The 25,605-nt window shown below is 70.7% G+C and carries 24 protein-coding genes; 9 read left to right on the top strand and 15 right to left on the bottom strand.

The window, feature by feature from the left end:
* Positions 1 to 50 precede the first annotated feature (50 nt).
* Positions 51 to 1,967 (top strand): Stk1 family PASTA domain-containing Ser/Thr kinase, encoded by a 1,917-nt coding sequence (gene pknB, locus G127AT_RS01245; protein WP_210899024.1) that lies wholly within the window; start codon positions 51 to 53, stop codon positions 1,965 to 1,967.
* A 36-nt stretch (positions 1,968 to 2,003) separates the two neighbouring features.
* Here pknB and G127AT_RS01250 read toward each other — a convergent pair whose 3' ends face one another.
* The 3 genes from G127AT_RS01250 to G127AT_RS01260 all read right to left on the bottom strand — a co-directional run bounded on the left by G127AT_RS01250 (position 2,004) and on the right by G127AT_RS01260 (position 5,149).
* On the bottom strand, positions 2,004 to 3,329 hold the full coding sequence (locus tag G127AT_RS01250) for a class II 3-deoxy-7-phosphoheptulonate synthase (RefSeq protein WP_425305893.1): 1,326 nt from the start codon (positions 3,327 to 3,329) through the stop codon (positions 2,004 to 2,006).
* Positions 3,330 to 3,450: 121 nt separating this feature from the next.
* Positions 3,451 to 4,125, bottom strand: a complete 675-nt coding sequence (locus tag G127AT_RS01255) for a lysophospholipid acyltransferase family protein (protein ID WP_210901686.1) — start codon at positions 4,123 to 4,125, stop codon at positions 3,451 to 3,453.
* A 70-nt stretch (positions 4,126 to 4,195) separates the two neighbouring features.
* Positions 4,196 to 5,149: an ROK family glucokinase gene (locus G127AT_RS01260; RefSeq protein WP_210901688.1), complete on the bottom strand. Its 954-nt coding sequence runs from the start codon at positions 5,147 to 5,149 to the stop codon at positions 4,196 to 4,198.
* 146 nt (positions 5,150 to 5,295) lie between these two features.
* On the opposite strand from G127AT_RS01260, the gene G127AT_RS01265 reads away from it, so the two are divergent.
* The gene (locus G127AT_RS01265) at positions 5,296 to 7,128 is read left to right on the top strand and encodes an AMP-dependent synthetase/ligase (RefSeq protein ID WP_210899028.1); all 1,833 of its coding nucleotides are present in this window, start codon (positions 5,296 to 5,298) and stop codon (positions 7,126 to 7,128) included.
* Between the two features lie 26 nt (positions 7,129 to 7,154).
* Here G127AT_RS01265 and def read toward each other — a convergent pair whose 3' ends face one another.
* From def to G127AT_RS01280, 3 genes are read right to left on the bottom strand one after another with little or no spacing between them, the layout of a single operon-like run.
* Positions 7,155 to 7,646 carry a peptide deformylase gene (gene def / locus G127AT_RS01270; protein ID WP_210899030.1) on the bottom strand — a complete coding sequence of 164 codons (492 nt, stop codon included), beginning with the start codon at positions 7,644 to 7,646 and terminating at the stop codon, positions 7,155 to 7,157.
* A gap of 12 nt (positions 7,647 to 7,658) precedes the next feature.
* Positions 7,659 to 9,014 carry a MinD/ParA family ATP-binding protein gene (locus G127AT_RS01275; protein WP_342344048.1) on the bottom strand — a complete coding sequence of 452 codons (1,356 nt, stop codon included), beginning with the start codon at positions 9,012 to 9,014 and terminating at the stop codon, positions 7,659 to 7,661.
* A gap of 36 nt (positions 9,015 to 9,050) precedes the next feature.
* Positions 9,051 to 12,455: a pyruvate carboxylase gene (locus G127AT_RS01280; protein ID WP_210899032.1), complete on the bottom strand. Its 3,405-nt coding sequence runs from the start codon at positions 12,453 to 12,455 to the stop codon at positions 9,051 to 9,053.
* A gap of 76 nt (positions 12,456 to 12,531) precedes the next feature.
* On the opposite strand from G127AT_RS01280, the gene G127AT_RS01285 reads away from it, so the two are divergent.
* Positions 12,532 to 13,362, top strand: coding sequence for a ParA family protein (locus G127AT_RS01285; RefSeq protein ID WP_210899033.1), 831 nt, complete (start codon positions 12,532 to 12,534; stop codon positions 13,360 to 13,362).
* A gap of 28 nt (positions 13,363 to 13,390) precedes the next feature.
* Here the strand turns inward: G127AT_RS01285 and G127AT_RS01290 are convergent, their stop codons facing one another.
* The 4 genes from G127AT_RS01290 to G127AT_RS01305 all read right to left on the bottom strand — a co-directional run bounded on the left by G127AT_RS01290 (position 13,391) and on the right by G127AT_RS01305 (position 15,876).
* The gene (locus tag G127AT_RS01290; protein ID WP_210899035.1) at positions 13,391 to 13,945 is read right to left on the bottom strand and encodes a MerR family transcriptional regulator; all 555 of its coding nucleotides are present in this window, start codon (positions 13,943 to 13,945) and stop codon (positions 13,391 to 13,393) included.
* Positions 13,946 to 14,045: 100 nt separating this feature from the next.
* Positions 14,046 to 14,723: a transcriptional regulator FtsR gene (gene ftsR / locus G127AT_RS01295; RefSeq protein WP_210899037.1), complete on the bottom strand. Its 678-nt coding sequence runs from the start codon at positions 14,721 to 14,723 to the stop codon at positions 14,046 to 14,048.
* On the bottom strand, positions 14,723 to 15,136 hold the full coding sequence (locus tag G127AT_RS01300; protein ID WP_210901692.1) for an FHA domain-containing protein: 414 nt from the start codon (positions 15,134 to 15,136) through the stop codon (positions 14,723 to 14,725). Before G127AT_RS01300 ends, ftsR begins: the two co-directional genes overlap by 1 nt.
* A gap of 122 nt (positions 15,137 to 15,258) precedes the next feature.
* Entirely contained in the window at positions 15,259 to 15,876 is a 618-nt protein-coding gene (locus G127AT_RS01305) for a CDP-alcohol phosphatidyltransferase family protein (RefSeq protein WP_342344049.1), read from the bottom strand.
* Between the two features lie 34 nt (positions 15,877 to 15,910).
* Here G127AT_RS01305 and G127AT_RS01310 point away from each other — a divergent pair, with 34 nt between their 5' ends.
* On the top strand, positions 15,911 to 16,738 hold the full coding sequence (locus G127AT_RS01310) for a DUF1295 domain-containing protein (RefSeq protein WP_210899039.1): 828 nt from the start codon (positions 15,911 to 15,913) through the stop codon (positions 16,736 to 16,738).
* Here G127AT_RS01310 and G127AT_RS01315 read toward each other — a convergent pair.
* A complete protein-coding gene (locus tag G127AT_RS01315; protein WP_342344050.1) occupies positions 16,725 to 17,189 on the bottom strand; it encodes an NUDIX domain-containing protein in 465 nt (154 codons plus the stop codon). The two genes, G127AT_RS01310 and G127AT_RS01315, sit on opposite strands and share 14 nt — an antisense overlap.
* Positions 17,190 to 17,243: 54 nt before the next feature.
* On the opposite strand from G127AT_RS01315, the gene G127AT_RS01320 reads away from it, so the two are divergent.
* Genes G127AT_RS01320 through G127AT_RS01330 form a run of 3 tightly spaced genes read left to right on the top strand, consistent with a single transcriptional unit; the run spans position 17,244 to position 18,592 of the window.
* Positions 17,244 to 17,615 carry an RNA-binding S4 domain-containing protein gene (locus tag G127AT_RS01320; protein ID WP_210899043.1) on the top strand — a complete coding sequence of 124 codons (372 nt, stop codon included), beginning with the start codon at positions 17,244 to 17,246 and terminating at the stop codon, positions 17,613 to 17,615.
* 9 nt (positions 17,616 to 17,624) lie between these two features.
* Positions 17,625 to 17,918: a GNAT family N-acetyltransferase gene (locus tag G127AT_RS01325; protein WP_210899045.1), complete on the top strand. Its 294-nt coding sequence runs from the start codon at positions 17,625 to 17,627 to the stop codon at positions 17,916 to 17,918.
* Entirely contained in the window at positions 17,918 to 18,592 is a 675-nt protein-coding gene (locus tag G127AT_RS01330; RefSeq protein ID WP_210899047.1) for an NAD(P)H-hydrate epimerase, read from the top strand. Before G127AT_RS01325 ends, G127AT_RS01330 begins: the two co-directional genes overlap by 1 nt.
* Before the next feature lie 37 nt (positions 18,593 to 18,629).
* Here G127AT_RS01330 and G127AT_RS01335 read toward each other — a convergent pair whose 3' ends face one another.
* Together G127AT_RS01335 and G127AT_RS01340 are read right to left on the bottom strand one after the other, a co-directional pair.
* Positions 18,630 to 19,469 carry an aggregation-promoting factor C-terminal-like domain-containing protein gene (locus G127AT_RS01335; protein WP_244857676.1) on the bottom strand — a complete coding sequence of 280 codons (840 nt, stop codon included), beginning with the start codon at positions 19,467 to 19,469 and terminating at the stop codon, positions 18,630 to 18,632.
* 198 nt (positions 19,470 to 19,667) lie between these two features.
* Positions 19,668 to 20,606 (bottom strand): DNA-methyltransferase, encoded by a 939-nt coding sequence (locus G127AT_RS01340; protein ID WP_244857677.1) that lies wholly within the window; start codon positions 20,604 to 20,606, stop codon positions 19,668 to 19,670.
* A gap of 247 nt (positions 20,607 to 20,853) precedes the next feature.
* Between G127AT_RS01340 and G127AT_RS01345 the strand changes: the two genes are divergently transcribed.
* Together G127AT_RS01345 and G127AT_RS01350 are read left to right on the top strand one after the other, a co-directional pair.
* Positions 20,854 to 21,465, top strand: coding sequence for a GTP pyrophosphokinase (locus G127AT_RS01345; protein WP_210901699.1), 612 nt, complete (start codon positions 20,854 to 20,856; stop codon positions 21,463 to 21,465).
* 54 nt (positions 21,466 to 21,519) lie between these two features.
* Positions 21,520 to 21,675 (top strand): hypothetical protein, encoded by a 156-nt coding sequence (locus G127AT_RS01350; protein WP_210899051.1) that lies wholly within the window; start codon positions 21,520 to 21,522, stop codon positions 21,673 to 21,675.
* A gap of 3 nt (positions 21,676 to 21,678) precedes the next feature.
* On the opposite strand, the gene G127AT_RS01355 is transcribed toward G127AT_RS01350, so the two are convergent.
* A complete protein-coding gene (locus G127AT_RS01355; protein WP_210899053.1) occupies positions 21,679 to 22,719 on the bottom strand; it encodes a YihY/virulence factor BrkB family protein in 1,041 nt (346 codons plus the stop codon).
* Positions 22,720 to 22,830: 111 nt separating this feature from the next.
* On the bottom strand, positions 22,831 to 25,467 hold the full coding sequence (locus tag G127AT_RS01360) for an ATP-dependent Clp protease ATP-binding subunit (RefSeq protein WP_280527585.1): 2,637 nt from the start codon (positions 25,465 to 25,467) through the stop codon (positions 22,831 to 22,833).
* Positions 25,468 to 25,605: the final 138 nt, after the last annotated feature.

A 25,605-nucleotide genomic window follows, 5' to 3' on the forward strand; every position in this document is an offset into this window, starting at 1 on the left:
CTTCAGCGTGTGGCCAGACTCGGGCATATGGCCGTTCGTAGACTCGGACCGTGACCAACGCGCCCGCAGATCCCATGATCGGCCGTCTCATCGACGGCCGCTATCAGGTGCGCTCGCGGATCGCCCGCGGCGGCATGGCGACCGTCTACCTCGCCACCGACCTCCGCCTCGAGCGCCGTGTCGCGATCAAGATCATGCACGGGCACCTGGCCGACGACAACACCTTCAAGACCCGCTTCGTGCAGGAGGCCCGTTCGGCTGCCCGCCTGGCCCATCCCAACGTCGTGAACGTCTACGACCAGGGGCAGGACGCCGACTCCGCCTACCTCGTGATGGAGTACCTGCCGGGCATCACGCTCCGCGAACTCCTGAAGGACTACCAGAAGCTCACCCCCGAGCAGACGACCGACATCATGGACGCCGTGCTCGCCGGCCTGGCCGCCGCGCACCAGTCCGGCATCGTCCACCGCGACGTGAAGCCCGAGAACGTGCTGCTCGCCGACGACGGCCGCATCAAGCTCGGCGACTTCGGCCTCGCCCGGGCCGCCTCCGCCAACACCGCGACCGGCCAGGCCCTGCTCGGCACCATCGCCTACCTCTCCCCCGAGCTCGTCACCCGCGGCGTCGCCGACGCCCGCAGCGACCTCTACGCCGTCGGCATCATGATGTACGAGATGCTCACCGGCGAGCAGCCCTTCGTGGGCGAAGCTCCCATGCAGATCGCCTACCAGCACGCGAACGAGCAGGTGCCGCCGCCGAGCGCGAAAGACCCGTCGCTGCCGATCGAGTTCGACGAACTCGTGCTGTGGGCCACCGCACGCGACCCGGAGGACCGCCCGGCCGACGCCCGACAACTGCTCGAGCGGCTGCGCGAGATCGAAGGCTCCGTCCGCGGCGGCGAGCCCGCCGGCTCGACCCGTGTGCTCGAGCGGCTTCCCGAGGGGGCGGCCGCGCCCACGGCATCCATCGCCGAGACCGCCGTGCTCGGCACCCGCAGCGCGGCGCCGGCCGCCGAACCCGAAGACGACGCCGCCCGGCTCACCCGCACCGCCGAACGCCGCACGCGCCGCGGCACCTGGATCTTCGCGCTCGTCGTGCTGCTCATCGCCCTGGCCGGCGGCACCGGCTGGTACTTCGGCGCCGGACCGGGCGCCTTCGCAGAAGTCCCGAAGGTCACGGGGCTGCCCGCGAACGCCGAACAGCAGCTCGTAGATGCCGGATTCGTCGTGCAGAATGGCGAACGCCACGACCCCAAGGTGCCCGAAGGGCAGGTGTCCGGCACCGATCCGGCCGCTGGCGAGCAGGCCCGCCGCGGCGGAACCGTGCAGCTGTTCGTCTCGCTCGGCGCGCGCATCCTGCCCGTGCCCGACGCCGTCGGCATGACCGAGGAACAGGCGCGCGACACCCTCTCCGACTTCGCCGTCGCCGAGAAGCCCGACCGGCGGTTCACCGACGATGTCGAAGCGGGCAACGTCATTGCCGTGCTCGACGAGAACGGCGAGCCGCTCGGCGCCGAATACCCCGAACTCGGGGCGATCACCCTCGCCGTCTCGGCCGGCCCCATCCCCGACACCTGGAACGAGAGCGCCGACTCCGCCGCAGCGATCCTCGACGAGGCCGGCCTGAAGAGCGCCGTCGTCGACGAGGTCTTCGACAACTCCGGCAAGGTCGCAGCGGGCGCCGTGCTCGAATGGTGGCCCGAGAACGACGGCGTCGTACGCCCCGGCGACACGATCGACCTGCGCCTCTCGAAGGGCCAGAACCTCGTGCCGCTGCCCGATGTCGTCGGCAAGAAGATGCAGGACGCGGTCGCCGAGCTCCGCGAGGCCGGGTTCAACCCCGTCTACCAGTTCCCCGACGCCCTCCTCGGCATCGCCAACGTCAAATCGATGGACCCGGCCGGCGGCGGCGACCAGACCGCCGTCGAAGGCAGCGATGTGACGCTCGTGGGCACGCTCGACCTCTGAACGAGGCCCGCGAGGCCGCCGCCGACCGTGCGGCGCTCAGGCCGAGAGCTCCTCGGCGACGAGGAAGGCCAGCTCGAGCGACTGGACGTGGTTCAGGCGCGGATCGCACAGCGACTCGTAGCGCGTCGCGAGCGTCTCCTCATCGATGTGCTCCGAGCCGCCGAGGCACTCGGTGACGTCGTCGCCCGTGAGCTCCACGTGGATACCGCCGGGATGCGTGCCGGCGGCCCGATGCGCCTCGAAGAAGCCCTTGACCTCGTCGACGACGTCGTCGAAACGGCGCGTCTTGTAGCCGGTCGGCGTCGTGATGCCGTTGCCGTGCATCGGGTCGGTGATCCACACCGGATTCGCGTCGGAGGCCTTGATCGCCTCGAGCAGGGGCGGCAGCGCCTCGCGGATGCGCCCGGAGCCCATCCGCGTGATGAACGTCAGCCGGCCGGGCTCGCGTTCGGGGTCGAGCTTCTCGACGAGTTCGAGCATCGTCTCGGGCGTGGTCGTCGGCCCGAGCTTGACGCCGATCGGGTTGCGCACGCGCGAGAGGAAGTCGACGTGCGCACCGTCGAGATCGCGGGTGCGCTCGCCGATCCAGATGAAGTGGCTCGAGGTGTCGTACGGGGTGCCCGTGCGCGAGTCGATGCGGGTCATCGGCCGCTCGTAGTCCATGAGCAGACCCTCATGGGCGGTGTAGAACTCGGTGTGCTTCAGCGCCTCGAAGTCTGCGCCACAGGCGTCCATGAAGCGCACCGCGCGGTCGATCTCGCGCGCCATCGCCTCGTACCGGTGGTTCGCCGGGTTCTGAGCGAAGCCCTTGTTCCAGGCGTGCACCTGACGGAGGTCGGCGAAGCCGCCCTGGGTGAAGGCGCGGATGAGGTTCAGGGTCGAGGCGGCCGTGTGGTAGCCGCGGATGAGCCGCGACGGATCGGCCGCACGGGACTCGGGGGTGAAGTCGTAGCCGTTGACGATGTCGCCGCGGTAGGCCGGCAGGGTCGCCTCGCCCCGCGTCTCGGTGTCGGAGGAACGGGGCTTGGCGAACTGACCGGCCATCCGCCCCATCTTCACGACGGGCAGCGAGGCGCCATAGGTGAGCACGACGGCCATCTGCAGCACGGTCTTCACGCGGTTGCGGATCTTGTCGGCGGTGGCGCCGGCGAAGGTCTCGGCGCAGTCGCCGCCCTGCAGGGCGAAGGCGCGACCGGCGGCGACCTCCGCGAGGCGCTCGCGCAGTCGATCCACTTCGCCGGCGAAGACGAGCGGCGGCAGCGTCGCGAGTTCTGCCGCGGCTGCCTGGGCGAGCTCGGGATCGGGCCAGGCGGGCTGCTGCTTGATCGGCAGCGTGCGCCAATAGTCGAGACCGGCGAGCACAGCGGGATCTGCGTTGACGACGGGTTCGACCGGAATGACCACTGGATGTCCTGAGGTTCGAGCGCTGGTGCGCATGCGGATACGGACGCGGCGCCGCGAATCGCGGCGCCGACGTTCCAGCCTAGCGCGAAAGCGAGGCGCGCTGCTCCTTCACGGAGCTCGCATAGACGTCCACGTATTCCTGGCCGCTCAGGGCCCGGAGACGGTAGACGAGTTCGTCCGTCACGGAACGCAACACGAAGCGATCCTGCTCGAATCCGTCGAAGCGCGAGAAGTCGACGGGCTCGCCGACGACGACCCCGATGCGACGGATGCGCGGCATCCGCTTGCCGATCGGCATGACCTTCTCGGTGCCGATCATCGCGACCGGCACGACGGGCACGCCCGATTCGAGCACCATGCGCGCCACGCCCGTGCGCCCGCGGTAGAGCTTGCCGTCGGGGCTGCGGGTGCCCTCGGGGTAGATCCCGAGCAGACGCTGCTCGCCGAGCACTCGGAGCCCCGTGTTCAGCGAGGCCTCCGAGGCCTTGCCGCCCGAGCGGTCGATCGGCAGCTGGCCGGACGCCTGGAAGAACAGGCGCGTCGCCCAGCCCTTCAGCCCCTTGCCCGTGAAGTACTCGCTCTTGGCGAGGAAGGCGACCGGGCGGTCGACGACGAGCGGCAGGAAGATCGAGTCGATGAACGACAGGTGGTTCGAGGCGAGGATCGCTCCCCCGGACTTCGGAATGTTCTCCAGGCCCGTCACCCACGGGCGGAAGAGGGCGAGCACGATCGGGCCGACCACGATGTGCTTCATGATCCAGTAGAAGACGGCGGACCCGCCGGTGCTCCTCTTCTCGCTCACCCGTCCAACCCTACGCCGAGGCTCATGCACGCTCTGCGACCCAGACGCGCGCGAGGTCGGCGGCGCCGACGATCCCGGCGTCGTTCACGAACTCCGCGATCACGAAGTCGGGCTCGGGGTGGAAGCCGCGGGCCGGCAGATGCGCGGCGAACGCTTCGCGGATCGGGGCTAGCAGCAGCTCCCCGGCGATCGAGACGCCGCCGCCGAAGACGAAGCGCTGCGGATCGAGCACGGCCGAGAGCGTCGCGCAGGCCTCGCCGAGGTTTCGGCCGAGGCGGCCCAGCGCCTCGAGCGCGCCCGGATCGCCCGCCTGGATGAGCGCGCCGACCGATTCGCCGTCGAGCGGCCGCTCCGCCCGCGCGGCGGCCAGCGCCCGGCCGATGCCGGCAGCCTCCTCGTCGGCGATCCCGCCGGCGATGCGCAGCAGCGCACGACCCGATCCGTACTGCTCGATGCAACCGCGCTGCCCGCAACCGCACGGCAGCCCGTCCGGCACGAGGCGGAGGTGGCCGAGCTCGCCGCCCGAGCCGAAGCCGCCGCGGAAGAGCCGGTCGCCGCTGACGATCGCCCCGCCGACGCCCGTGCCGATCGTGAGCATGCACATGTCGCTGACGAGCCGGCCGGCACCGAACCGGAACTCGGCCCATCCGGCCGCGTTCGCGTCGTTGTCGACCACGATCGGCAGGCCGAGCCTGGCCTCGAGCCGCTCCCGCAACGGTTCGTTGCGCCAGTCGAGGTTCGGGGCGTAATACACCGTCGACTGCGCCGAATCCACGAAGCCGGCCGCCGCGACGCCCGCGGCGATCACCGGCTCGTCGCCGGCGAGCTCCTCGATCATCTCGGCGACGGTCTCGACGATGCGCTCGCCGTCCCCGGCCGGCGAGGGGCGGCGGTTGCGCCGCACGATCCCGCCGAGCTCATCCACGACCGCGCCGGCGATCTTCGTCCCGCCGATGTCGATGCCGATCGCGTGCACGCGCCCGTCCTCTCCGGCTGCCCGGCGCCGGCCGGGCGGCCGGGGCATCTCGAGCAACGACTAGAGTGTAATGAACCCCACCACCAATCGAGCATCGGCCGTGCACGCCGGCGTGCGCCCGCTGGACCGGTGCCGAAGGAGCTACCGTGATCGAATTCGAAACCCCTCGCATCGTGGAACCCGACCCCGATGCGAACACCGCAGATCTCCTGGAGGCCCGCGTCGCGGCGACTCCGGACACCGAGCTCTTCGCGATCCCCACCCCCGACGGCGGCTGGAGCCCCGTCACCGCCCGCGAGTTCCGCGATCAGGTCGTCGCCCTCGCCAAGGGCTTCGCCGCGGCCGGCATCCAGCCCGGCGACAAGATCGGCCTCATGTGCCGCACCCGCTACGAGTGGACGCTCATCGACTTCGCCGCCTGGTACGCCGGCGCGATCCTCGTCCCGATCTACGAGACCAACTCCCCCGCCCAGGTGCGCTGGAGCATGAGCGACTCGGGCGCCACCGCCGTCATCCTCGAGACCGCCGACCACTTCGCGCGTTTCGACGAGGTGCACCCCGAACTGCCCGGCATCCGCAACGTGTGGCAGATCGACCTCGGCGACCTCGACAAGATCGTCGCCGGCGGCACCGACATCGACGACGCCGAGATCGAGCGCCGCCGCAAGATCGCGGTCGGCTCCGACATGGCGACCCTCATCTACACCTCGGGCTCCATGGGCCGGCCCAAGGGCTGCGTGCTCACCCACTCGAACTTCGTGGAGCTCTCGCGCAACACCGCGATCGCCCTCGACGAGGTCATCCTCGACCGCGGCGGCGCCTCGACGCTGCTCTTCATCACCCTCGGGCACGTCTTCGCCCGCTTCATCTCGGTGCTCTGCGTGCACGGCGGCGTTCGCGTCGGCCACCAGCCCGACACGAAGAACCTGATGCCGGCCATGCAGTCGTTCAAGCCGACGTTCCTCCTCGCCGTGCCGCGCGTCTTCGAGAAGGTCTACAACGTCGCCGAGCAGAAGGCCGAGAGCGGCGGCAAGGGCAAGATCTTCCGCAAGGCCGCCGAGACGGCCGTCGCCTACTCCTCGGCGCTCGACTCCGGCCGTGTGCCGCTCGGCCTGAAGCTCAAGTTCAAGCTCTTCGACGCCCTCGTCTTCGCACAGCTCCGCGAAGCCATGGGCGGTCGCGTCAAGTACGCCGTCTCGGGGTCCGCACCGCTCGGTACGCGCCTCGGCCACTTCTACCGCGCCCTCGGCGTGAACATCCTCGAGGGCTACGGCCTGACCGAGACGACCGCCCCCGCCAGCGTCAACCTGCCGCAGAAGTCGAAGATCGGCACCGTCGGCCCGGCCCTCCCGGGCATCGGCTTCCGTCTGGCCGACGACGGCGAGATCGAGATCCGCGGCGTCAACGTGTTCAAGGAGTACTGGAACAACCCCGAGGCGACCGCGGCCGCCTTCGACGGCGACTGGTTCAAGACCGGCGACCTCGGCTCCCTCGACGCCGACGGCTACCTCACCATCACCGGCCGCAAGAAGGAGATCATCGTCACCGCCGGCGGCAAGAACGTCTCGCCGGCCGCACTCGAAGACCCGATCCGCGCGAACCCGCTCATCAGCCAGGTCGTCGTCGTCGGGGACCAGAAGCCCTTCATCGCCGCCCTCGTCACCCTCGACGAGGAGATGCTGCCGACGTGGCTGGGCAACAACGGCGAAGACGCCGGCATGAGCGTCGCCGAGGCGGCGGTGCACCCCCGCGTGCTCGCCGAGGTGCAGCGGGCGATCGACCAGGCCAACGAGCTCGTCTCGCGCGCCGAGTCGATCCGCAAGTTCACCATCCTCGACCACGACCTCACCGAGGACGGAGGCCACCTCACGCCGAAGCTGTCGATTAAGCGCAAGGTCATCCTCGAAGACTTCGCCGAGGTCGTCGAGGGCATGTACTCCGGCGCGCCGATGACCGAGGGCCACACGGTCGTGCGCTGATCCTCACGTGCGGGCGGGCCCGCGGCTCAGAACCAGTCCGACTCGCGGATCTGCTTCATCGCCTCACGTCGCTCGGGCTTGTCGAGGCGGTCGATGTAGAGCATCCCGTCGAGGTGATCGCACTCGTGCTGCAGCGCCTGCGCCATGAGCCTCTCCCCCTCGATCACGATCTCATTGCCGTCGAGATCGGTGCCGCGCGCGGTCACCTTCGGGTAGCGAGGCGTCGGAAACCAGAGGCCCGGCACCGAGAGGCATCCCTCGTCGATCTTCACGGGCTCGCCGCTCCGCTCGAGGATCTCGGGGTTCAAGAGATACCCGACCTCGCCGTCGACGTTGTAGCTGAATGCGCGCAGTGCGACGCCGATCTGCGAGGCCGCGACCCCCGCGCGCCCGGGAAGGCGCACGCTGTCGACGAGGTCCTCGACGAGCGAGCGGATGCGGCCGTCGACCTGCTCGATGGGAGCCGAGACGGACTTCAGGACGGGGTCGCCGAACAGGCGAATGGGGCGATCGGTCAATCCAGCTCCAGCTCAGTGCCCGCGCTCTGCGGGGATGCCTTCGACGACGAGCGCGGCCAGTTCACGCGCCGATTCGCGCGTGACGGGCCGAAGCTCCTTCCAGTTCACCACGGAACCGGCGGCCAGCTGCGGGTCGTACGGGATCCTGACGATCTCGCGGACACGGGACTGGAAGTGCGCCTCGATCTCCTCGACCTTGACGAGATGCGTGCCCTGGGTGGCGAGGTTGATCGCGACGACCGCGTTGCGGACGAGCTCGCCGTAGCCGTTGGCCTCGAGCCACGTGAGGGTCTCCGAGGCGAGCCGGGCCTCGTCGACGCTGCCGCCCGAGACGATCACGATCGAGTCGGCCCGTTGCAGGGTCGCCCGCATCACGGAGTGGACGATGCCGGTGCCGCAGTCGGTGAGCACGAGCGAGTAGTAGCGGGCCGCGAGCTGGGCGACGACGTTGTAGTCGTCGGCGTCGAAGGCCTCGGAGAGCATCGGGTCGGTGTCGGAGGCGAGGATGTCCAGCCTCGTCGTGTCACGGGAGACGTAGCGCGAGAAGTCGGTGTAGCCGCCGATGGAGGACGCGCGCTCGACGACGTCGCGCACGGTCTCGCGGGTCTGGCGCTCGACGCGCTCGGCGAGGGTGCCGCGGTCGGGGTTGGCGTCGATGGCGATCACCCGGTCGTCGCGGGCATCGGCCAGGGCCATGCCGAGCAGGGCCGTCACCGTCGTCTTGCCGACGCCGCCCTTGCGGGTGAGCACCGGCACGAAGCGCGCCCCGCCCTCGAAGCGCTTGCCGATGCGCTCGTTCAGCGCCTGATACGCGCGCGCCTTCGCCGAATCGCCGAGGTTCACGAGGTGGAGCGAGGCCTCGTAGACGAAACGCTGCAGTCCACCCCGCGGCGCCCGGCGGGTCGTGCGGTTGACGTCGATGAGGCGGTCGGCCGTGAGCGATTCGCTCGGCTCGGGCATCTCGGCGGGCACCAGCTCGTCGCCGGCCTGCTCGGGCACGGCGATCTGGCCGGTGTCGGCGCGGAGCCGGTCGCGGCGCAACTGCTGGGTGCGGTCGGCGGCGAGCAACGCGCTGTACGGCGACGGGTCGCGGCGGTAGGCACGACCGATCGCCGGACCGACCACCTCGACGGACGTCGTCGACGGCCCGGAGGACTCGAAGCCGCCCGGATCGACGGCGACGTCGTCGATCGCGACGGCGACCTCGTCGTCGGGCGCCTCACGGACGGGTGCCGGCGGCAGGTCAACCCGGAGCTTCAGCCGGTCTGCGGCCGAGGCCGATTGCAGCGCCGTCCGTTCACCGCGTGGCGCCTCGGCATCCCGAGCCGCGTCCCTCCGAAGCCGTTCCCCGATCTGCTTCTCAGCCACGATCACCCCTCCTGGCCTGTGCGAATTGCATGTAGCTTAGCGTGGCCGGACCACCACGAGGAGGTCCCCCGCCTCGACCTGCTGGGTCTTCGGGATCGCGAGTCGTTCGATGACCCCGCCGACCGGCGTCGTGATGGCCGCCTCCATCTTCATGGCCTCGATCGAGGCGACGGCATGGCCCGGCCGGACCTCGTCGCCGACCTCGAGCTGCAGGGTCACCACGCCTGAGAACGGCGCCGGCACGTGACCCGGCTGCGAGGCGTCGGCCTTCTCGGCGGCCTTGGCCTCGACCTCGATCGAGCGGTCGCGCACGTAGACGGGCCGCAGCTGGCCGTTCAGCACGGTCATGACGGTGCGGATGCCCTTGGTGTCTGCCTCGCTGATCGCCTCGAGTCCGGCGTAGAGCCGGACGCCCTTGTCGATCTCGATGACGTGCTCGGACGCCGCGCCCATGCCGTAGAGGTAGTCGGCGGTGTCGAGCACCGAGAGATCGCCGAAGAGCTCGCGCATCTGCTCGAACTGCCGCGTGGGCGCCGGGAAGAGCAGCGTGTTGAGGGTGTGCCGTCGGGTCGCGCTGTCGGCTTCGAGGGCCTCACGCTCCTCAGGGGCCAGTTCGGTGACGCCGGTGCGCACGTTCCTGCCGGCGAGCACCTTCGACCGGAACGGCTCGGGCCATCCGCCGGGCAGCTCGCCGAGCTCGCCCGCGAGGAAGCCGATGACCGAGTCGGGCACGTCGTATCGCTCGGGGTTGGCGGCGAAGTCGGCCGGGTCGGCCTTCACCGCGGCCAGGTGCAGCGCGAGGTCGCCGACGACCTTCGACGAAGGGGTCACCTTCGGCACGCGGCCGAGGATGTCGTTCGCGGCGGCGTACATGTCCTCGATGAGCTCGAAGTCGTCGGCGAGGCCGAGCGCGATGGCCTGCTGGCGCAGGTTGGAGAGCTGACCGCCGGGGATCTCGTGCTTGTAGACGCGGCCCGTGGGGCCGGGCAGCCCGGACTCGAAGGGGCGGTAGAGGTGCCGCACCGCCTCCCAGTAGGGCTCGAGGTCGCTGACGGCCTCGAGGGAGATGCCGGTGTCGCGCTCGGTGTGGGCGAGGGCTGCGACGAGGGCGGATGCCGAGGGCTGGCTCGTGGTGCCGGCCATCGGCGCGCTCGCGACGTCGACGGCGTCGACGCCCGCACGGCTGGCGGCGAGCAGCGTCGCCAGCTGCCCGCCGGCGGTGTCGTGCGTGTGCAGATGCACCGGCAGGTCGAAGCGATCGCGAAGGGCGCCCACGAGCCGCTCGGCGGCGGCCGGCCGCAGGAGCCCGGCCATGTCCTTGACCGCGATGATGTGGGCGCCGGCGTCGACGATCTGCTCGGCCAGCCGCAGGTAGTAGTCGAGCGTGTAGAGCTTTTCGGCGGGATCGAGGAGGTCGGCCGTGTAGCAGAGGGCGACCTCGGCGACGGCGTTGCCGGTCTCCAGCACGGCGTCGATCGCCGGGCGCATCTGCGAGACGTCGTTCAGCGCGTCGAAGATGCGGAAGACGTCGACGCCGGTGGATGCCGCCTCGCGCACGAACGCGTCGGTGACCTCGGTCGGGTACGGGGTGTACCCGACGGTGTTGCGGCCGCGCAGCAGCATCTGGATGTTGATGTTCGGCAGGGCTTCGCGGAGCGCGGCGAGGCGGTCCCACGGGTCTTCGCCGAGGAAGCGGAGCGCGACGTCGTAGGTCGCGCCGCCCCACGCCTCGACCGAGAGCAGCTCCGGGGTCATCCGGGCCACGTACGGCGCGACGGCCAGCAGATCCTTCGTACGCACGCGGGTCGCCAGCAGCGACTGGTGCGCGTCGCGGAAGGTGGTCTCGGTGACGGCCAGGGGGGTCTGCTCGCGGAGCGCCGCAGCGAAGCCGACGGGCCCGAGTTCCAGCAGGCGCTGCCGGGAACCGGCCGGCGCGGGCGCCGACAGGTCGATCTCGGGGAGCTTCTCGATGGGGTCGGGCCCGGCCGGGCGGGCGCCGTTCGGCTGGTTGACGGTGACGTCGGCGAGCCAGTTCAGGATCTTCGTGCCGCGGTCTTTCGAGACGCGGCCGCGGAAGAGGCCCGGGCGCTCCTCGATGAACGAGGTGCTGAGATCGCCGGCCTCGAACGACGGGTCGTCGAGCACCGCCTGCAGGAACGGGATGTTCGTCGAGACGCCGCGGATGCGGAACTCGGCCAGGGCGCGCTTGGCTCGGGAGACGGCGGCCGCGAAGTCGCGCCCGCGGCAGGTGAGCTTGGCGAGCATCGAGTCGAAGTGCGGGCTGATCTGGGCACCGGGGTTGATGGTGCCGCCGTCGAGGCGGATGCCGGCGCCGCCGGGCGAGCGGTAGGTGGTGATCTTGCCCGTGTCGGGACGGAAACCGGCGGTCGGGTCCTCGGTCGTGATGCGGCACTGCAGAGCCGCGCCGCGCAGGCGGATCGCGTCCTGCCGCAGGCCGAGCTCGGCGAGGGTCTCGCCGGCGGCGATGCGCATCTGCGAGACGACGAGGTCGACGTCGGTGACCTCTTCGGTGACGGTGTGCTCGACCTGGATACGCGGGTTCATCTCGATGAAGACGTGCTGGCCCGCGCGCTCGCCGGCGGTGTCGAGCAGGAACTCGACCGTGCCGGCGTTGACGTAGCCGATCGACTTCGCGAAGGCGATCGCGTCGCGGTAGAGCGCCTGCCGGGTCTCGTCGGAGAGGTTCGGCGCCGGAGCGATCTCGATGACCTTCTGGTGGCGGCGCTGCACCGAGCAGTCGCGTTCGAAGAGGTGGACGGTCTCACCCGTGGCGTCGGCGAGCACCTGCACCTCGATGTGGCGCGGGCGGAGGACGGCCTGCTCGAGGAACATCGTCGGGTCGCCGAAGGCGCTGTCGGCCTCGCGCATCGCCTCTTCGAGCGCCGGACGGAGCTCCTCGAAGGTGTTGACGCGCCGCATGCCGCGGCCGCCGCCGCCGGCGACGGCCTTCGCGAAGATCGGGAAGCCGATCGCTTCGGCGCCGGAGAGGAGTTCGTCGATGTCGCGCGAGGGCGGCGTGGACTTCAGCACGGGCACGCCGGCGGCGATCGCGTGCTCCTTGGCGGTGACCTTGTTGCCGGCCATCTCGAGCACTTCGGCCTTCGGGCCGATGAAGGTGATTCCGGCGGCCTCGGCGGCGCGGGCGAGCTCGGGGTTCTCGGAGAGGAAGCCGTAGCCCGGGTAGATCGCGTCGGCTCCGGATTCGACGGCGACGCGGATGATCTCGTCGATGTCGAGGTATGCGCGGACGGGATGCCCGGGCTCGCCGATCTGGTACGCCTCGTCGGCCTTCAGCCGATGCAGGGAGTTGCGGTCTTCGTAGGGGTAGACGGCGACGGTCGCGGCCCCCACCTCGTTTGCCGCCCGGAAGGCCCGGATGGCGATCTCTCCGCGATTGGCGACCAGGATCTTCGTGAACATGCAGGCCTTTCGGGTCGGCTTTCCGCACAGCGAATGTGGAGCTAGGGACAGAGCACTAACGGTAACGTATCTACTCGTGCACGTATTGAGCGTCAGTTCCCTCAAGGGCGGGGTCGGCAAGACCACGGTCACCCTCGGTCTGGCATCCGCCGCCTTCGCCCGCGGCATCCGGACGCTCGTCGTGGACCTCGACCCGCAGTCCGACGTCTCGACGGGCATGGACATCCAGGTCGGCGGCCATCTGAACGTGGCGGACGTCCTCGCCTCGCCGAAGGAGAAGATCGTCCGTTCGGCGATCGCCCCGAGCGGCTGGGCCCGTTCGACGCCGCAGTCGACGATCGACGTCATGATCGGCAGCCCGTCGGCGATCAACTACGACGGCCCGCACCCCTCGATCCGCGACATCTGGAAGCTCGAGGAGGCCCTGGCCAACGTCGAGGCCGACTACGAACTCGTCCTCATCGACTGCGCGCCGTCGCTGAACGCCCTGACCCGCACGGCGTGGGCGGCGAGCGACCGGGTCGCCGTCGTCACCGAGCCCGGCCTGTTCTCGGTCGCCGCCGCCGACCGCGCCCTGCGCGCGATCGAGGAGATCCGCCGCGGTCTCTCCCCCCGCCTCCAGCCGCTCGGCATCATCGTGAACCGTGCACGCGTGCAGTCGCTCGAGCACCAGTTCCGCATCAAGGAGCTGCGCGACATGTTCGGCCCGCTCGTGCTCTCGCCGCAGCTGCCCGAGCGCACCTCGCTGCAGCAGGCGCAGGGTGCCGCCAAGCCGCTGCACATGTGGCCCGGCGAGAGCGCGCAGGAGATGGCGCGCAACTTCGACCAGCTGCTCGAGCGCGTGCTGCGCACGGCCCGTCTCGGCGACTACGCCGACATGCCCGAGATCGAGGGCGCCCGCCGCTGATTCCGGCCGCCGGGGCGGCCCGGCCGCGTCAGGAGATCTTGCGGGACTTCGCGGCGCGACGGGCTGCGAGCTCGTCCATCGGGTCCGCCGGTTCGATGTCGAGCTGCACGAGCGTCGACTCGACCTCCCGCAGCACCTTGCCGACGGCGATGCCGAAGACGCCCTGGCCGCGCCCGACGAGATCGATGACCTCGTCGTCCGAGGTGCACAGGTACACGCTCGCGCCGTCGCTCATGAGCGTCGTCTGCGCGAGGTCGTCGATGCCGGCCTCGCGGAGCTGATTGACGGCGATGCGGATCTGCTGGAGCGAGATGCCCGTATCGAGCAGGCGCTTGACGAGCTTCAGCACGAGGATGTCGCGGAAGCCGTAGAGCCGCTGCGAGCCGCTGCCGGCGGCGCCGCGCACCGTGGGCTCGACGAGGCCGGTGCGGGCCCAGTAGTCGAGCTGCCGGTAGCTGATGCCGGCGGCACGCGCCGCGACGGCGCCGCGATAGCCGCTGGCCTCGTCGTGCATCGGGAGCCCGTCGGTGAAGAGCAGACCGAGGTCGTACCGGGATCGATCGCGCTCATCGAGCTCGCTCATGCGGTCCCCCTCGTGTTGCCGGTGTCGTACCTCTCAACGCTACCGAGCCGGGCGGGCACGGCCAAACACATCGAGCCGATCGTCACGGCGTGTCGCCCGTTCACCTCGCCCGGCGCCCGAGCGCGCTGCGCAGCAGCCCCGCATGGATCACCTCGATGTGCCCGGCGAGCCCGAGGGCGCGCTCGGCGGTGCGCGCCTGGTCGGCGGCGTCGTTGCGCCGCGACATGGGTGCGATCGCGTTCTGGATGAGGGTCGCCTCGCGTTCGGCGGCGCTCCGGAGACCGCGCAGGTGTCGCGGCTCGATGCCCACCGAACGCAGCCCGACGAGCGCACGGAGCATCGCGAGCGCCTCTTCGCCGTAGTGCTCGCCGGCCGGGATGACGGATGCGGCGACCGCGTCGTCGAGCAGCGCCGGGCTCGCGCCGGCCTCCTCGATGAGCTGATCGCGGTGGAGGCGCCGGGGCGCCGGTGCCGTGGTCGCGCCCGGCAGCGCCGGCGTGTCGCCGGCGTCGAGCGCATCGAGGTGGGCCCGGATGACCTTCAGCGGAAGATAGTGGTCGCGCTGCATCGAGAGGATGAAGGTGATGCGCTCGACATCGGCCGTGCTGAACTTTCGATAGCCCGACTCGGATCTGGCCGGCGAGATGAGCCCCTGCTCCTCGAGGAAGCGCAGCTTCGACGGGGTGAGTTCGGGGAACTCGGGCTGCAGCCGCGCGAGCACCTGCCCGATGCTGAGCAGCGAGAGCTGCCCGGTGGCACGTGCCGCGGTCTGGGGCACTAGGCGCTCGCCAGCGGAGCCAGGTCGCGTCGCGACGCGTAGAAGGTGAGCCGGTACTTGCCGACCTGCACCTCCGCGCCATCGGAGAGGAGTGCGGTCTCGATGCGCACGCCGTCGAAGTAGGTGCCGTTCAACGATCCGAGGTCTTTGACCTCGAACGCCGTGCGATGCCGAAGGAATTCGGCGTGCTTTCGCGAGACGGTCACATCGTCGAGGAAGATCTCGGCGTCGGGATGCCGGCCGACGGTCGTCACATCGCTGTCGAGCAGGAACCTCGCACCCGTGTTCGGCCCGCGGCGCACGATGAGCAACGCCGAGCCGCTCGGCAGCGCCGCGATCGCCTCTTGCTCCTCGGCCGAGACGGCGTTGCCCGTCACGGCGAGTTGCGAAGCCGTATCCCGGCTGAAGCCCATGGTGGAGTCGGTGCCCCCCTGCTGGACCGCTGCCGTCGCCGGCGCGCTCGTGTCCGGCTCCGCGGGCCATGCACGGGGCCGGTCGGGTTGGATCTTGTCGGATTCCGCCACGGCAAACCTCCCTAGTTCTCCAGCGTATCCGATCCGGGCCCCGGATCCACCCGGGGAATGCGGATGACACGCGCAGTTTCTATGGCATAGATGATCCCGGCCCACCAGTACAGGAAGGCGCCCCAGATCGTGATCGCCCAGCCGAGCGGTTCGGCGGCCGCCGAGGTCTCGGGGAACGCGAGGCCGAGCAGGATGACCGGCAGCCCGAAGAAGAGGGCGAAGGTCGCGATCTTGCCGAGCATGTGCACCGGCAACGGCCCGTAGCCGTGATTGGCGAGGATCACCCCGAGCACGAGCAGGAAGACGTCGCGCGAGACGATCACGACGACGATCCACCACGGCACGAGCCCCTGCGCGGCCAGGCCGACGAGCGCCGCGAAGATGTAGAGCCGGTCGGCGGCGGGATCCAGGAGCTTGCCGAGGCGCGTCACCTGGTTCAGCCGACGGGCGAGGTAGCCGTCGAGCAGGTCGCTGAGGCTCGCGACCACGAGCACGCCGAGGGCCCACACGTACTCGCCGGCGACGATGAGGATCAGGAAGACCGGGACGAGCGCCAGCCGCAGCATGCTGAGGACGTTCGGAATCGTCCACACCCTCGATTCGAGCGCCCCGCCGCCAGCCCCTGCCACGCGTTCGAGTCTAGCGAGCCGTACAATGCGGAACATGGGTGCGCTCATCGTGTGTCTGCTCGTGTGCGCCGCGATCACCGCGGCGACCTGGGTGCTGTCGCTCATCACGAACGAGCATTCGTGGGTGGATCGCATCTGGTCGATCGCCCCGATCGCCTACGTCGGAATCTTCGCGGGGTATGCCGGGCTGGCCGATCCGCGACTGAACCTCATGACGGTGCTGGTCTTCCTCTGGGGGGTGCGGCTGACCTTCAACTTCGCCCGGAAGGGCGGCTACCGGATGCGCAGCGGCGAGGACTACCGCTGGGCGATCCTGCGCGGTCGGATGAAGCGCTGGCAGTTCGAGGTGTTCAACCTGCTGTTCATCTCGATCTACCAGAACCTGCTGATCCTGGCGATCTGCCTGCCGGCGTTCACGGTGTACGAGGCCGGCCGCTCCCCCATCGGCATCGCCGACGTCGTGATCGCGCTCGTCTTCCTCGCCTTCCTCGCCGGGGAGACCATCGCCGATCAGCAGCAGTGGGAGTTCCATCGCTGGAAGGCGCGCGAGATCGCCTCGGGCCGCACACCGAGCCCGCGCTTCCTGCAGAAGGGCCTGTTCCGCTACTCGCGGCACCCCAACTTCTTCTTCGAGCAGGCCCAATGGTGGATCTTTTACGGCTTCGCGATCACCGCGACGGGCGTCTGGCTGCACTGGACCCTCGGCGGCGCGGTGCTGCTGACCGTCCTCTTCATCGGGTCGACCGCCTTCACCGAGTCGATCTCGCGCTCGCGCTACCCCGAGTACGCCGACTATCAGGCCGCGACCTCGGCGATGGTGCCGTGGTTCCCGGAACGCGGGCGGGCCATCACGCAGCCGTGACGTCCAGCCGCGCCTTGAGCCCCGGCCATGCCTCGGCGAAGCGCGGATGCAACGGCAGTGCGGCGACCTCGTCGATCGGGACCCAGGCGACCTCGATGCTCTCCGGGTCGGTGACGGCCGCGCGCACCTCGCCGCGGGCGACCGCGCCGACCGTCGTGTACGACCAGTAACCGAGGTCGAGGACGTGCTCGAAACGCACCTCGACGGCGCCGGCGGCGACACCCGCCTCCTCGCCGGCCTCGCGCACGGCTGCCTCGACGGCGCTCTCGCCCTCGTGCCGGGCGCCGCCGGGAAGCGCCCAGGTGCCGCCGAAGTGGCTCCAGGCGACCCGGTGCTGCATGAGCACGCTCCGCTCGGCGTCCATGAGCAGCAGGCCCGCGGCTCCGAAACGGCCCCAGTACCGTTCCCCGCCCGGTCCGAACACCCAGCCGTCGCCGCTTCGCCCGCTCATCCATCCAGCATGCCGCATGCGGGCACCCGCCGCCCGGCCGCCTAGGCTTGGCGCATGGGCGAGAGCGTTCGGGTGGATGCGTGGCTGTGGGCCGTGCGCCGCTTCAAGACCCGGTCGGCGGCGACCGCGGCCTGCCGCGCCGGCCACGTGCGCGTGAACGGCGAACGGGCCAAGGCCGCCCAGCCGGTGCGGGTCGGCGACGAACTGCGGGTGCGCGTCGACGGGTTCGACCAGGTGCTGGAGGTCAAGCGCCTGCTCGTCAAACGCGTCGGCGCCCAGATCGCCGCCGAAGCCGTCGTCGACCGCTCCCCCGCACGCCCGCCGCGGGAGCTCGTCGCGGCCGTGCCGGTGCGCGACCGCGGCGCCGGGAGGCCGACCAAACGCGAGCGCCGCGAGCTCGAACACTTGCGGGGCCGCTCGGCGTAGCCTGGAGGCGTGACCACCGAACTCGCCCACGAACCGGACGCGCAGCGGTACACCCTGCGCGTCGACGGCGCGCTCGCGAGCGTGCTCGACTACCGCGTGCTCGGCGATGCGATCGCCTTCACCCGCACCTTCACGACCCCGCCGTACCGCGGCGGCGGCCTCGCCGGCGAGCTCGTCGCCTACGCCGTCGACGACGTGGAGAACACGAGCGAGCGGCGCATCGTGCCCAGCTGCTGGTACGTCGCCGAATGGTTCGACCGCCACCCCGACCGGCGCGAACTGCTCGACCCCCGGACCGTGTGATGGTCGCCGGCTACACCGCCGCTCAGGTGCGCGCCGCCGAGGCGCCGCACCTCGAACGCGGCGAGCCGCTCATGGCGATGGCCGCCGCCGCGCTCGCGGAAGCGGTGCGCGAGGAACTCGTCGGGCAGACCGGCGGCGTGGTGCTCCTCGTCGGCTCGGGCGACAACGGCGGCGATGCGCTGTTCGCCGGCGCCGAACTGGCCGCCGAGGGCGTGCCGGTCGTGATCGTGCCCACGGCATCCACGATGCACGAGACCGGCCGACGGGCCGCCCTCGAAGCCGGCGCGAGCGAACGCGCCTGGCACCCCGACCCCGACGGCGTGCGGGCCGCCGTGCTCGCGGCCGCCGTCGTCGTCGACGGCATCCTCGGCACCGGCGCGAGCGGTGCCCTGCGCGGCACCGCGAAGGAGATCGTCGCCGGCATCCGCCCCCTGCTGGAAGCGGGCGCCCGCCCGCGCGTCGTCGCCTGCGACCTGCCGAGCGGCATCGACCCCGACGACGGCCGGGTCGACGCGCCCGAAGTGCTCCGCGCCGACACGACGGTCACGTTCGGCGCCGCCAAAGCGGGCCTGCTCATCGAGCCCGGCTCCGACTACGTCGGCCGGCTGCGCGTCGTGGACCTCGGACTCGCGCCCGAGCTGGCCGTATACACGCCGGCCGTCGAACGCGGGTAGCGTCCGACGGCCGGGGCGTCTGGATGTCGCGGGTCGATCAGTACCAGTCGACGGCCTGCGAGTGCGACCACGCGGCGCACGGCGTGCCGTAGGCGGCCTGGATGTAGCCGAGGCCCCAGGCGACCTGCGTGCCGGCGTTCGTCTGCCAGTCGGCACCGACGGTGGCCATCTTGTCGCCCGGAAGCGACTGCGGGATGCCCCAGGCACCGGAGGAGGCGTTCACGGCCTGGTAGTTCCAGCCCGATTCCTTGTTCCAGAGGCTGTCGAGGCAGGAGAACTGGTCGGCGCCCCAGCCGTATTGGGAGGCGGCGAGCTCGGCGGCGTACGCACGTGCGCCGTCGGGCGTGTTCAGCGCGGCCTGCGCCTCGGCGGCGGCCTGCGCGGCGGCAGCGGCCTCTTCGGCCTTCTTGCGGTCGAACTCGGCGGCACCGGCCCGAGCGGATGCGACGGCGGCCTTGGCCTTCGCGGTGAGCTCGGTCACCTCGCCGATCGGCAGCGTCTTGTAGTCGCCGAGGGAGGCGACGGAGGCCTTCAGCTCGCCTGCGTCGACCTTGCCGTCGACCGAGGAGAGGGTGTCGTTCGCGACCGTCAGCGTGTCGGCGGCGGCCTTCTTGGCATGGGCCGCGCCGATGGCGCCGTAGGCGCCGAGCTGGCTCGCGTCGCGGCCGCCGAGGTCGGCGAGCGACTCGGTCATCGCGACCGACTCGGCCGTGGCGACGGACGCCTGGACGGTGAAACCGGTGCCGACGAGGGCGCCGACGGCGGCGACCGCCGCGGCGCCGATGAGGAGGCGCTTGCGGTCGCGGATGCCGCGACGTTCGCGGCGGGAAACGGGTGGATCGGGGATTTCGGGCGTGCGAATGGATTCGTTCTGCATAGTGTGCGCCTGGGCTTCGGGTTGATTCGGGTTTCCGGGCACGCCACCGACTTCGGGTCTGTCGCCGGCGAGCTCGGGATGATCGGGCGATCCGTGCCTCCAGACGTCGGCACGAACAACCAGCCTGACTCCCCGCCCTGAAAACTTCCTCAGTTCATGCTGGACACCGATCGGCCCGACCCCCGCCGATCCCCGGAATCACGCGGTGGTCGCGCTCCCAGGAAACTCCTCGGATCCACCCTCGACGAGCCTCGCGAACGCCGTCGAAGCCCCCAGTATCCCCGCCCCCAGCCGCCGGTGCATGACCTCGACGGCCGCCTCGTTCGAATCCACCATCACGAAGCGGCGATCCATCGCCTGCGCCACCGCGGCCGTCGTGCCACTGCCGGCGAAGGCATCCAGCACCCAGTCGCCCGGCTCGCTGGCCGCCTGCACGATGCGGCGCAGCACCCCGACCGGCTTCTGCGTCGGATAGCCCGTCTTCTCCCGCCCCGTCGTCGAGACGATCGTGTGCCACCACACATCGCTCGGCAGCCCCGCGGCCTCGCGTTCGGCCGGCGACGCGCCGGGAACCGTGCCGGCCTCCCCGGCGAGCGCGCGCACGTCGAAGCGCAACCGCGACGGATCCTTCGCGTACACGAGGATGTTGTCGTGCTTCGCGGGCCACCGCCGGCGCGACCTCGCGCCGTAGTCGTAGGCCCAGACGAGTTCGTTCACGAAGGCGTCCGCCCCGAAGAGGGCGTCGAGCGCGACCCGCGCGTAGTGCACCTCGCCGGCGTCCAGGTGCAGGAACAGGGCCCCGTCGTCGGCGAGCACCCGGCGGGTCTCGGCCAGGCGCGGTTCGAGGAAGGCCCAGTAGTCCTCGAAGCGGTCGGCATAGCTGAGGGCTCGGCCCTTGACGGTCTCGTAGCTGCGGCCCTGGAAGCCGATGCGGCCGCCGGAGGCCGAGCGGATCGCCTTCACCGACTGTCGGGTCTGCCGGCGGCCGGAGTTGAACGGGGGGTCGAGGTACGCGAGGCGGAACACGCCGTCGGGGATGCCGCGGAGCGCTTCGAGGGCGTCGCCGTGGACGACCAGGTCGTCGCCGTCTGGCTGCCAGAGCCCATCGGGCGTAGTCGGTCGGAGGGCGGGCGTCACAGCGTTCGAGCCTATCGCCCGTGCCGGGTTCGGCCGGCAGCGAACGCACGGCCGGAACGCGGCCGGAACGGAGGCCGCGCCGAGCTTGCCCGGATAGTCTGCCCGCGTGACCGACCAGAAGACCGCGCAGCCGGCATCCACTGCGGGACGCCCGCTCATCACCGCGCATACGCAACGCGCCCTCGAGACCCTCGACGGCGCGGCCCTCGACGAGGTGCGCGCGTTGCGCACCGAGACGGAACGCTTCATGCAGCGGTACAAGTTCGGCATGGACGAGGTCACGACGAAACTCTCGATCCTGCGCGAGGAGTTCAGCCAGGCCCACGACTACAACCCGATCGAGCACATCTCGAGCCGGCTGAAGTCCATGGACAGCGTGCTCGAGAAGATGGAGCGCAAGGGCGTCACTCCGACCTTCGACGCCATCGGCGAGACCATCACCGATATCGCCGGGGTGCGTGTGACCTGCAGCTTCGTCTCGGACGCGTATCGGATCTTCGAGCTGCTCACCGCACAGGAGGACCTCACCGTCCTGCAGGTCAAGGACTATATCGCCGATCCGAAGCCCAACGGCTACCAGAGCCTGCATGCGATCGTCCAGGTGCCCGTGTTCCTGTCGACCGGCACCCACCCCGTCGTCGTCGAGGTGCAGTTCCGTACGATCGCGATGGATTTCTGGGCGAGCCTCGAGCACAAGATCTACTACAAGTACGACCGTCAGGTGCCCGCCGGGATGCTCGAGGAGCTCACCAGCGCGGCGCGGACCGCTTCGGAGCTCGACGCCCGCATGGAGCGGCTGCACCGGCAGTTGCACCCGCGGCCCGAGATGCCCCTTCCGCCCGCCGAGCACGCGTCGTAGCGTGGAAGGGCAGGGCGCCGCAGCCCGCGGTGCCGCCGTCCATCAGGGGGAATCATGACGGACCATCCCGGAGAGTACACGGATTCCGAGCTGCCGGAGAGCGCCGAGGAATCCAAGAACCACGACACCGACGACGAGGAGATCGAGGTCGACATCGTCGAGATCGACGGCGATGAGAGCGACCTCGACATCCCCGACGAGGAGCGGTAGGGGTCACTCGCGGGGTTCGCCCGCGCGCCCCTCGGCGCGGTCGAACGCCTCGCGGGCGGCCGCGAGCTCGCCGGCCGCCGAGGTCGCCCGGCGTTCGGCCCGCTGCAGCCGGCGCAGTTCGAGCGTCGACGCCCCGTAACGGGCGGCCACGCGGTCGTGCTCCTCTTCGACGCCCGTGACGATGTAGGCGCCGGCGATGAGGATCACCTGGCACGAGAAGTCGAACCAGATGAGCAGCGCGACGAGCGAGGCGAAGGAGGCCAGCAGCGGATTGCTCGTCGCCCCGCCGACGAAGAGCCCCGAGAGCACCTGCAGCACCGTCAGGCCGAGGCCGCCGAGCAGGGCGCCGGCCCAGAGCGACCGTGCCCGCGGCCGCAGCCCCGCGAGGACGCGGAACATGACCGCGACGACGAGGGTGTCGATCGCGAAGGTCACGAGGATCGAGATCGCCCGCGTGCCCGTGTCGAACAAGCCGCTGCGCGTCGACATCCCGAGCCAGTCGAAGACGATGCCGAGCGCGGCGGTGCCCGCGACCGTGACCAGCGCGGCCACGGCGAGCGCCGCCCCGAACCCGACGGCGAGGAGGAGGTCGCGGAGCATCGTCCAGAGGAAGAAGCCCTTCGGATCGGGCTGGTCGGCGATGGTGCGCAGCGCGGTGCGGAGGGAGGAGACGGCGCCGATGGCGGTGCCGATGAGGCCGGCGAGGGCGATGGCGCCGGCGATGCTCAGGCTGATCGGGCGGACGAGGGAGTCGGGGTCGAGGAGTCCGTCGCCGCCGACGAGGCCGGGGACGGCGGCGTCGAGCGCGTCGGTGAGGGCACGCATGGCGCCGGGGTTGCCGGCGAGCCAGACGCCGGCGATCGCGAAGCCGAGGAAGACGCCGGCGAACACGGAGAACAGGGCGCGGTAGGCGACGCTGTCGGCGAGCATGGCGCCGTGGTGCTCCTGGTAGAGGAGGTAGGCGCGGACGGGTTTGCGGGCCAGCAGCCAGCGTGTCGCGGTGCGGATGCCGCGTGCGAGCGCGTTCGGCTGCCTCTCCCCCATGTGCTCAGGCTAACCCGGGCGGCGGTGCGGTGGGAGGGGGACGGCGAACGGCCCGGCTTCCGCTGGGAGCCGGGCCGTTCGCGGCGTGGTGCGGGCGTGCGCCCGTGCCGGTCAGGCCGCCTGCGGGACGGTCACGGTCGCCCGGGGCACGGGGTGCACGGTGATGCGGCCGTCTTCGGCATCCACTCGCACGCCTTCGCCGTCGCCGAGGCCGCCGCCGACGAAGAGGTCGGCGATGCGGTCGTCGACTTCGCGCTGGATGACGCGGCGGAGGGGTCGGGCGCCGTATTCGGGCTCGTAGCCGAGTTCGGCCAGGAGCTCGATGGCGGCATCGGTGACCTCGAAGGCGACCTCGCGGGCGGCCAGGCGCGCTTCGGTGGCGCCGAGCATGAGATGCACGATGCGGCCGAGTTCGTCTTCGCCGAGCTTCTGGAACAGGACGATCTCGTCGATCCGGTTCAGGAACTCGGGGCGCATGGCCTCGCGGAGCTTGCCCATGACGCGGGCGCGCACCTCGTCGGAGCCGAAGCCCGAGGCATCCGCCCCGGCGACGAAGCCCATCGCGCCCGAGCGGGACGCGAGGAACTCGCTGCCGAGGTTCGAGGTCATGATGACGACGGTGTTGCGGAAGTCGACCGTGCGGCCCTGGCCGTCGGTGAGGCGCCCGTCGTCGAGGACCTGCAGGAGCAGGTTGAAGACGTCGGGGTGGGCCTTCTCGATCTCGTCGAACAGCACGATCGAGTACGGGTTGCGGCGTACGCGTTCGGTGAGCTGGCCGGCCTCGTCGTAGCCGACGTACCCGGGAGGGGCGCCGACGAGACGGGAGACGGTGTGGCGTTCGCCGAACTCCGACATGTCGAAGCGGATGATGGCGCCTTCGTCGTCGAACAGGCGTTCGGCCAGGGCCCGGGCCGTTTCGGTCTTGCCGACGCCGGTGGGGCCGAGGAAGAGGAAGGAGCCGACGGGCCGGTTCGCGTCGCCCATGCCGGTGCGGCTGCGGCGCACCGCCTTGGCGACGGCGGTGACGGCGTCGTCCTGGGCGATGACGCGGGCGTGCAGTTCCTGTTCGAGGTCGGCGAGGCGTTCGCGTTCGGTCTCGGTGAGGCGGCTGGCCGGGATGCCGGTGGCGCGCGAGATCACGGCGGCGATCTCGGCTTCGCCGACGACGGCCGCCGGGGTGTCGGAGCCTTCGCCGGCGGTGGGGGTCTCGAGACGCTCCTGCGGAGCTCCTCGACCGGCGGAGAGGGTCGCGTCGGTCGCTCCTCGACCGGCGGGGGCGGTCGCGTCGTCGAGCTTGGTCTGCACCTTGCGGATCTCGTCGCGGATGCGGGAGGCCTCTTCGTAGCGTTCGGCCGAGACGGCGGCGTTCTTGTCGGCCTCGAGGGTGGCGAGGCGTTCGATGAGCGCGGAGACGTCGACGGCGGCGCCGAGCTTCAGGCGCAGGCGTGCGCCGGCCTGGTCGATGAGGTCGATCGCCTTGTCGGGCAGGACCCGGTCGGTGAGGTAGCGGGCGCTGAGCTCGACGGAGGCGCGGATGGCGGCGTCCGTGTAGTGGATGCCGTGGTGCGCCTCGTAGGCGGGCTTCAGGCCCTGGAGGATGAGGACGGCGTCTTCGATGGAGGGCTCGCCGACCTTGACGGGCTGGAAGCGGCGTTCCAGGGCCGGATCCTTCTCGATCTGCCGGTACTCCTTCAGGGTCGTCGCGCCGACGAGGTGGAGTTCGCCGCGGGCCAGGCGCGGTTTCAGGATGTTGCCGGCGTCCATGCCGCCGTCTCCGGCGCCGCCGGCACCGACGACGGTGTGCACCTCGTCGATGAAGACGATGAGTTCGCCGCGGTGTTCGGCGATCTCGTCCATGGTCTTCGTGAGGCGCTCTTCGAAGTCGCCGCGGTAGCGGGTGCCGGCGAGCATGGCGGGCAGGTCGAGGGCGATGACGCGTTTGCCGAGCAGCTGCTCGGGCACGTGCTGTTCGATGATGGCGCTTGCGAGGCCTTCGACGATGGCGGTCTTGCCGACGCCGGCTTCGCCGATGAGCACGGGGTTGTTCTTCGTGCGGCGGCTGAGGATCTCGATGGTCTGCTCGATCTCGTCGGCGCGGCCGATGACGGGGTCGAGTTCGCCGGCTTCGGCCAGCGCGGTGAGGTCGGTGCCGAACTTGTCGAGCATGGGGGTGGCGGATGCCGCCTCGGGCTCGGCCGGGGTCTCTTCGCCGCCTGCGGCGGTCACGGTTTCGCGGACGCCCTGAGTGAGGGCTTCGGCGGTGACGCCGGCGCGGGCGAGGACCTGGCCGGCGGGTGCGTCCTGCCCGAGGACGAGCGCGAAGAAGAGGTGTTCGGGGTCGATGTAGGTCGAGCCGCTGGAGCGGGCGACCTGGTAGGCGTGGAAGAGCGCGCGGGAGGCGCTCGGGGTGATCGTCGCCGCATTGATGTCGGCCTTGTCGCCGGCTGCGGGCAGGCGGGCCTCGGTGGCGGTGATGATGCGTTCGTGGCTCGCGCCGGTGCGTGCGACGGCCTGTTTCACGCTGTCGTCTTCGACGATGACGCGCAGGATGTGCAGGGCGTCGAGTTCGGTCTGGCCGCGGTCGAGCGCGAATTTGCCGGCGCGCTGCAGGATGCCCTGCGTGCGGGCGGTCAGGAATCGGCTGAGGTCGATCGAACGCGCCTGACGCGCCCGCTCGCCCTCGAGGTATCGGCTGAGGAACTCGTCGAACGAATTCTGGCCGTCCTGGGGGGTGAAGTCTTCAGGCACCAAGTCCTCCTATTGGTCTATTGGTGAAACTTGAGTTGGGTACGCTCAAGTTCAACGCGTGGGGCGTCGGAGTATTCCCGGTGGCCGTGCGTCCTGCAACCGCGACCGGCGCGAGCCCGTGCGCCTAGCGTGGGAGGG

The sequence above is a fragment of the Agromyces archimandritae genome, from assembly GCF_018024495.1.
GTDB classification, from domain to species: domain Bacteria; phylum Actinomycetota; class Actinomycetes; order Actinomycetales; family Microbacteriaceae; genus Agromyces; species Agromyces archimandritae.

Excerpts from the sequence above, each read along its gene's own strand:
- G127AT_RS01315 (WP_342344050.1), bottom strand. The coding sequence starts at position 17,189 with ATGAGCGGGCGAAGCGGCGACGGCTGGGTGTTCGGACCGGGCGGGGAA.
- G127AT_RS01355 (WP_210899053.1), bottom strand. The coding sequence starts at position 22,719 with ATGGGGGAGAGGCAGCCGAACGCGCTCGCACGCGGCATCCGCACCGCG.
- G127AT_RS01300 (WP_210901692.1), bottom strand. The coding sequence starts at position 15,136 with ATGGGCTTCAGCCGGGATACGGCTTCGCAACTCGCCGTGACGGGCAAC.
- G127AT_RS01310 (WP_210899039.1), top strand. The coding sequence starts at position 15,911 with ATGGGTGCGCTCATCGTGTGTCTGCTCGTGTGCGCCGCGATCACCGCG.
- G127AT_RS01320 (WP_210899043.1), top strand. The coding sequence starts at position 17,244 with ATGGGCGAGAGCGTTCGGGTGGATGCGTGGCTGTGGGCCGTGCGCCGC.
- G127AT_RS01345 (WP_210901699.1), top strand. The coding sequence starts at position 20,854 with ATGCAGCGGTACAAGTTCGGCATGGACGAGGTCACGACGAAACTCTCG.
- G127AT_RS01280 (WP_210899032.1), bottom strand. The coding sequence starts at position 12,455 with ATGTTCACGAAGATCCTGGTCGCCAATCGCGGAGAGATCGCCATCCGG.
- G127AT_RS01350 (WP_210899051.1), top strand. The coding sequence starts at position 21,520 with ATGACGGACCATCCCGGAGAGTACACGGATTCCGAGCTGCCGGAGAGC.
- G127AT_RS01335 (WP_244857676.1), bottom strand. The coding sequence starts at position 19,469 with ATGCAGAACGAATCCATTCGCACGCCCGAAATCCCCGATCCACCCGTT.
- G127AT_RS01290 (WP_210899035.1), bottom strand. The coding sequence starts at position 13,945 with ATGAGCGAGCTCGATGAGCGCGATCGATCCCGGTACGACCTCGGTCTG.
- G127AT_RS01255 (WP_210901686.1), bottom strand. The coding sequence starts at position 4,125 with ATGAAGCACATCGTGGTCGGCCCGATCGTGCTCGCCCTCTTCCGCCCG.
- G127AT_RS01330 (WP_210899047.1), top strand. The coding sequence starts at position 17,918 with ATGGTCGCCGGCTACACCGCCGCTCAGGTGCGCGCCGCCGAGGCGCCG.